The sequence below is a fragment of the Sphingomonas sp. genome (assembly GCF_051962185.1).
Lineage (GTDB): Bacteria > Pseudomonadota > Alphaproteobacteria > Sphingomonadales > Sphingomonadaceae > Sphingomonas.
On record NZ_JBQCCN010000048.1, the window covers coordinates 1 to 6227 of the forward strand.

A 6227-nucleotide genomic window follows, 5' to 3' on the forward strand; every position below is an offset into this window, starting at 1 on the left:
GAGGGGGCCCGCGACGAACGAACGACGAGCCGGTGGGTCAGCGGGTAGCGGGCCCCTCCACCACGCCGCTACGCGCGCGGTCCCCCTCCCCGTTCCGGGGAGGATTTAGCCGGCCGCCAGCGCGCGGTACTTGGCCCTTAGACCCACCTTGTCGATCTTCTCCGTCCCCAGCCGAGGCAGCGGATCCGGGGCGATCCAGATCTTGGCCGGCACCTTGAACGCGGCGATGTGCGCGCCGAGGAAATCGCGCAGCGCGGCTTCGTCCAGCACCTGCCCGTCGTGGAAATGCACCACCGCGCCGGGCACTTCGCCCAGCCGCTCGTCGGGCAGGCCGAACACCGCCGCTTCGGCGATCAGCGGATGTTCGTAGATCGCCGCCTCGACCTCCAGGCACGAGATGTTCTCGCCGCCGCGGATGATGATGTCCTTCTTGCGGTCGACGATGAACAAATAGCCGTCCTCGTCGAGATAGCCGATGTCGCCGGTCAGGAAATAGCGATCCTTGCTGAACGCCGCGGCGGTCGCGTCGGGGCGATGCCAATATTCGCGGAAATTGCAGATCGAGCGGATCGCCACTTCGCCGCGCGCGCCGGCCGGCAGCTTGTCGCCGGCATCGTCGAGGATCGCGAGATCGACCAGCGGAGCCGAGGCGCGCCCGGTCGAATTGGGCTTGGCGAGGTAATTCTCGCGCCAATTGCCGCAACCGACGCCATTGGTCTCGGTCAGCCCATAGCCGATCAGCGGCGCGCCCCCGCCCATTTCCTCCTTGATCCGGCGGACATGCTCGATCGGGCGCGGCGCGCCGCCGGCGGCGAAATCGGTGACCGTCGAGAGATCATATTTGGCGCGGTTGGGATGCGTCAGGATCTCGAAGCTCATCAGCGGCACGCCGACGAAATAGCTGATCTTCTCGCGGTCGATCAGCCGCATCGCCTCCTCGGCATCCCATTTCGGCATCAGCACCAATTTGCGCCCCATCGCGAAGCTCTGGAGCATGACCGGCACCTCGGCGGTGACGTGGAACAGCGGCACGTTGAGCAAGGTCGACGGCTGGCCCTGCGGCGGATTGCCGTCCTCGGTCGCGAAGCCGAGCATCATCAGCGCCTGGGTCAGGTAATTGAGCACCGCCTGGAGCACCGCGCGGTGATCGCTGAGCGCGCCCTTCGACTGGCCGGTCGACCCGCTGGTGAACAGGATCGTGGCGAGATCGTCCGGACCGAGTTCGGGTAAGGCCGCGTCGCTGTCGGTCGTGACCGGCGCCAGCGCCTCGGCCAGCGGCTTCATGTCCTGGATCACCTTCACCGTGGCGGTGAGATCGCCGATCTGCGCCAGCCGCTCGCCGCGCGGCGGGCAAGCGAACACGATCGAACATTCGACTTCGCGCAAGGCTGCGGCGAATTCCTCGGTCTGCCACCAGCCGTTCAGCAACACGGCGATCCCGCCCGCCATCAGGATGCCCATATAGAGCGCGATCCAGGACGGCGAATTGCGCATCGCGATGCCGACGCGATCGCCAGGCGTCACACCGTCCGCGACCAGGGTGCGCGCGACCCGCTCCGCCTGCTCGTAAACCTGCGCGAAGGTCAGCCGCTCGTCGCCGGCGACGAGGAAGACGGCGTCCGCGTGCTGGGCCGAGAAATGCGCGAAATAATGGGCGAGACTGGGCGGCGCGGCGGCGATCGCGGGATAGATCCGCCCCCCGACCTCGACCTCGCTCACCGCCATCGGGGCCCCGGCCTCCGTCAGCTTTCCGATCCCGTCGTCCATCCGCACATCGAGCGCGCTGGGCATCGCCATTCTCTCCGCCAGGTCTTTTCGCCTCCGGGACCGCGCTCGCTCGTCAAGTGCCAATTGAGTACGGGCCCTTCCCCCCTTATGGGAGCGGGAAAGCCCGGGGAAAAGCCTTGATCCTGCACGCACTGACCGCGATCGACTTCAACGACCTGCACCTCAACCCGGTGCTGCTGCCGATCTCCTGGGGATCGCACCATTTGCTCGACATCAAATGGTATTCGATCGCGTACATCGCCGGGATCGTCGTCGGCTGGATGTACCTGATGCGGCTGCTGCGCGCGCCGGGAGCGCCGATGGCCAAGCGCCACGTCGAGGATCTGGTGTTCTATGCGACGATCGGCATCATCGTCGGCGGTCGCGTCGGCTATGTGCTGTTCTACGACCCCGCCTTGTTCCTTTCCTGGAACTTCTTCGCCTTGTGGGCCGGTGGCATGTCGTTCCACGGCGGCGTCATAGGCACCTCACTCGGCATCCTGTGGTTCGCGCGGCGCAACAAGCTGAGCTGGCTGCGGATCCACGATTACGTCGCCTGCTGCGCGCCGTTCGGGCTGTTCTTCGGCCGCCTCGCGAATTTCGTGAACGGCGAGTTGTGGGGCAAGCCGGCCAACCCCAATTTGCCCTGGGCGATCATCTTCCACGGCACCGGCAACGACGTCGCGCGACATCCCAGCCAGCTCTACGAAGCGGGGCTGGAAGGGGTCATCCTGTTCGCGATCCTGTGGTTCGCCTTCTGGCGGACCAAGGCGCGCTACGATCCGGGCAAGCTGGTCGGGCTGTTCCTGGTGTTCTACGGCCTCGCGCGCTTCACCGTCGAATTCTTCCGCGAGCCCGACGCGCAATTCCGCGGCACCATCTTCGACAATGGCTATCTCCATATGGGCCAGTGGCTATGCGTGCCGATGATCCTGGGCGGCCTTTGGCTGGTGTGGACCGCCAAGAACCGCCGCAACCGCGTCACCCCGATCGCGGGGGATGAGAGCGTCGCTTAAAAGTCCCCCTCCCTTGCGGGAGGGGCCAGGGGAGGGCATGTCGGTTTCATCGCAATGATTTCAACAGACCCTCCCCCCACCCCTCCCGCAAGCGGGAGGGGAGATTTGCCCGATCGCCTGGCGCGCGCGATCACGATGGCGGGACCGATTCCGCTGTCGCAATATATGGCGGCGGCGAACGCCGAATATTACGCCACGCGCGATCCCTTGGGCTCGGCCGGCGACTTCACCACCGCGCCCGAAATCAGCCAGATGTTCGGCGAGCTGATCGGGCTGTGGGCGGCCGATCTGTGGCAACGCGCGGGCGAGCCCGATGTGCATTGGGTCGAGCTGGGGCCTGGGCGCGGCACATTGTCGGCCGATGCGTTGCGCGCGATGGCTCGGGTGGGGCTCGAGCCGCCGGTCCATTTCGTCGAGACCAGCCCGACCTTGCGCGCCCGCCAGCGCGCGGCGGTGCCCTATGCCCATTGGCATGACGACATCGCGCAATTGCCCGACGACCGCCCGTTGCTCCTGGTCGCCAACGAATTCTTCGACGCCTTGCCGATCCGCCAGTTGGTCAAGGCAACCGACGCCTGGCGCGAGCGGCTGATCGCCTGCCAGGACCTGATGTTCCTGCCGATCCCGGGCAAGGACGTGCCGGACAGCGTCATTCCCGAGGAATTGCGCGATGCTGCTCCCGGATCGGTTATCGAGACCTCGCCCGCCTCGGTGGCGATCGCGCGCGGCGTGGCGCAGCGCCTGGCGGCGCGCGGCGGCGCGGCGCTGGTGATCGATTATGGCTATGGCGGCCCCGCGATCGGCGACACGCTGCAAGCGGTGAGCGGTCATCAATTCGCCAATCCTTATGAGGAGCCGGGCAGCCGCGACCTGACCGCGCATGTCGATTTCGGCACGCTGGGCGCCGCTGCCGGGGTCGAGGGCGTGCGCGTCGACGGCCCGGTCGGGCAGGGCGCGTTCCTGACCGCGCTGGGCATCGATCCGCGCGCCGAGGCGCTGACCCGGGCTACGCCCGGTCGCGCCGAGGCGATCGCGGCGGACCGCGCGCGGCTGGTCGAGGACGACCAGATGGGCAGTTTGTTCAAGGCGATGGCCTGGACTGCGCCCGATTGGCCGACGCCCGCGGGGTTCCTGTGATCGACTATCGCGACGCGACCGCCGCCGATGGTATCGCGCTCGACGCGATGGCCCAGGCGATCTGGATCGAGACCTTCGCGCACGGCGTCTCGGCGCAGGATGCCGCAACCTATCTTGCTGAGGCCTATGGTCCGACCGGCAAGCTGATCGCCGACCTGGCGAGCGGCGCCGCACGCTTCCGCCTCGCGCTCGCCGGCGACCGCGTGGTCGGCTACGCCAAGCTCAATCCGCCCTGGCTGCCCGATGCCGAGCCCGGCGCGATGCAGTTGAGCCAGATCTACGTGACCGGCGACCAGCATGGCGCGGGCGTCGGCAAGGCGCTGCTCGACTGGACGATCGCGACGGCGCGCGAAGCCGGCGCGACCGCCCTGCTGCTGACAGTGTGGGAAGAGAATCACCGCGCCGCCGCTTTCTACCGCAAGCACGGCTTCGAGCATGTCGGCGACTATGCCTTCGCGGTCGGCAACCAGGTCGACACCGACCATATCATGCGACTGGCGCTGTGAGCGCCGCGATCGCCTATCGCGACGCGGTGACGACCGACGGCCCCGAACTCGCCGCGATGGCACGGCGCAGCTTCACCGACACGTTCGGCACGCTCTATCGCCAGGAAGACCTCGCGCTCTTCCTCGACCAGGCGTTCGGATCGAGCGGCCTGCCCGCCGATCTGACCGACCCCGCCTATCGCGTCCGCGTGGCGACCGAGGACGACCGCATCGTCGGCTATTGCAAGATCGGCCCGGTCACCTTTCCCGGCGACTGGCCCGACAGCGCGATGGAATTGCATCAGCTCTACATCCTGGCCGACCATCACGGCGCCGGGCTCGCCCCGGTGCTGATGGACTGGGCGCTCGACGCGATGCGCACCCAAGGCGCGAGCGAGGTCGTCCTGTCGGTCTTCGTCGACAATCATCGCGCCCGCCGCTTCTACGAACGCTACGGGTTCGAGGAGATCGGCCGCTATGTCTTCAAGGTCGGCGACCATGAGGACGACGATCGCTTGATGAGGCTGACATTGTGAGCGTCGAGGTCAATCGCGCCCGCGCGCTCGAGGGCGTCGCGCACGGCTTTCTCGGGCGGCGCGGCGGCGTGTCGACCGGAATCACCGCGGGGCTCGATCTCGGCCGCCGCGGACAGGTCGAGATCGGTCCCGAGCTCGCCGAGAACCGCCGCCGCGCGGTCGAGGCGGTGTTGCCCGGTGCCGAACTCGTGACGCTCTATCAGGTCCACTCGCCCGATTGCGTTATCATGACCACCCCCTGGCCCGATGCCGAGCGCCCGCATGCCGACGCGATGGTGACCGACCGGCCGGGCTATGCGCTCGGCATCCTGACCGCCGATTGCGCGCCGGTCCTGCTCGCCGATCGCGAGGCGGGCGTGGTCGGCGCGGCGCATGCCGGGTGGAAAGGCGCGATCGGCGGGGTGACCGATTCGACCGTCGCGGCGATGGAAAAGCTCGGCGCGCGGCGCGACCGCATCGTCGCGGCGATCGGCCCCTGCATCGCGCGCGCCAGTTACGAGGTCGACGAGGCCTTCCAACGCCGCTTCGAGACCGATGACCCGGCGAACGAACGCTTCTTCGCCGCCGGTCGCGAGGGGCATGCGCAATTCGACCTCGAGGCCTATGTCGCGCATCGTCTCGCCACGGCGGGGGTCCGAACCGTCGAGATGATGGGGCTCGACACTTATACCGATGCCGATCGTTTCTACAGCTTCCGCCGCGCCACGCATCGCGGCGAAGCGGATTATGGGCGATTGGTCTCGATCATCGGCATCAAATAGTTTCGTTTGAAACCAGTCCCCGCTAGAGCGTTGGCCAAAGGAGTAGATGATGCCCAAGAAGCCGACCGAGACCGAAGCCGACCTGACCGCGGTCGCGGCCCCCAAGCCCCGCAAGACCGAACCCGCACAGATCGGCGGTCGCCAGCTCAAGCCCTCGACCCTGATGATGGGCCATGGCTATGACCCGATGCTGTCGGAAGGGTCGCTCAAGCCGCCGATCTTCCTGACCTCGACCTTCGTCTTCCCCAATGCCGCCGCCGGCAAGCGCCATTTCGAGGGCGTCACCGGCAAGCGCCCGGGCGGTGCCGAGGGGCTGGTCTATTCGCGCTTCAACGGCCCCAACCAGGAGATTCTCGAGGACCGTCTGGGCATCTGGGAAGGCGCCGAGGACGCGCTGGCCTTTTCCTCAGGCATGTCGGCGATCGCGACCTTGTTCCTGGCGATGGTCAAGCCCGGCGACACGATCGTCCATTCGGGCCCGCTCTATGCCGCGACCGAGACCCTGATCGCGCGCATCCTCGGCCG

7 protein-coding genes are annotated in these 6227 nt (G+C 67.4%); 6 read left to right on the plus strand and 1 reads right to left on the minus strand.

Features of this window, described 5'->3' with window-relative positions; all coding sequences use genetic code 11:
• Positions 1 to 105: 105 nt before the first annotated feature.
• Complete coding sequence (locus tag ACTHJR_RS02945; protein ID WP_440521587.1) at positions 106 to 1791, minus strand: class I adenylate-forming enzyme family protein; 1686 nt, start codon at positions 1789 to 1791, stop codon at positions 106 to 108.
• Between the two features lie 113 nt (positions 1792 to 1904).
• Between ACTHJR_RS02945 and lgt the strand changes: the two genes are divergently transcribed.
• From lgt to ACTHJR_RS02975, 6 genes are all read left to right on the plus strand, one after another.
• The gene (lgt, locus tag ACTHJR_RS02950; protein WP_440521582.1) at positions 1905 to 2783 is read left to right on the plus strand and encodes a prolipoprotein diacylglyceryl transferase; all 879 of its coding nucleotides are present in this window, start codon (positions 1905 to 1907) and stop codon (positions 2781 to 2783) included.
• A gap of 54 nt (positions 2784 to 2837) precedes the next feature.
• Positions 2838 to 3920, plus strand: a complete 1083-nt coding sequence (locus tag ACTHJR_RS02955; protein WP_440521583.1) for a class I SAM-dependent methyltransferase — start codon at positions 2838 to 2840, stop codon at positions 3918 to 3920.
• Positions 3917 to 4426, plus strand: a complete 510-nt coding sequence (locus ACTHJR_RS02960; RefSeq protein WP_440521584.1) for an N-acetyltransferase family protein — start codon at positions 3917 to 3919, stop codon at positions 4424 to 4426. Before ACTHJR_RS02955 ends, ACTHJR_RS02960 begins: the two co-directional genes overlap by 4 nt.
• Positions 4423 to 4941 carry an N-acetyltransferase family protein gene (locus ACTHJR_RS02965; RefSeq protein WP_440521585.1) on the plus strand — a complete coding sequence of 173 codons (519 nt, stop codon included), beginning with the start codon at positions 4423 to 4425 and terminating at the stop codon, positions 4939 to 4941. Before ACTHJR_RS02960 ends, ACTHJR_RS02965 begins: the two co-directional genes overlap by 4 nt.
• On the plus strand, positions 4935 to 5702 hold the full coding sequence (pgeF, locus tag ACTHJR_RS02970) for a peptidoglycan editing factor PgeF (protein ID WP_440521589.1): 768 nt from the start codon (positions 4935 to 4937) through the stop codon (positions 5700 to 5702). Before ACTHJR_RS02965 ends, pgeF begins: the two co-directional genes overlap by 7 nt.
• Before the next feature lie 49 nt (positions 5703 to 5751).
• On the plus strand, positions 5752 to 6227 hold a 476-nt coding region (locus tag ACTHJR_RS02975), incomplete at its 3' end, for a PLP-dependent transferase (RefSeq protein WP_440521586.1).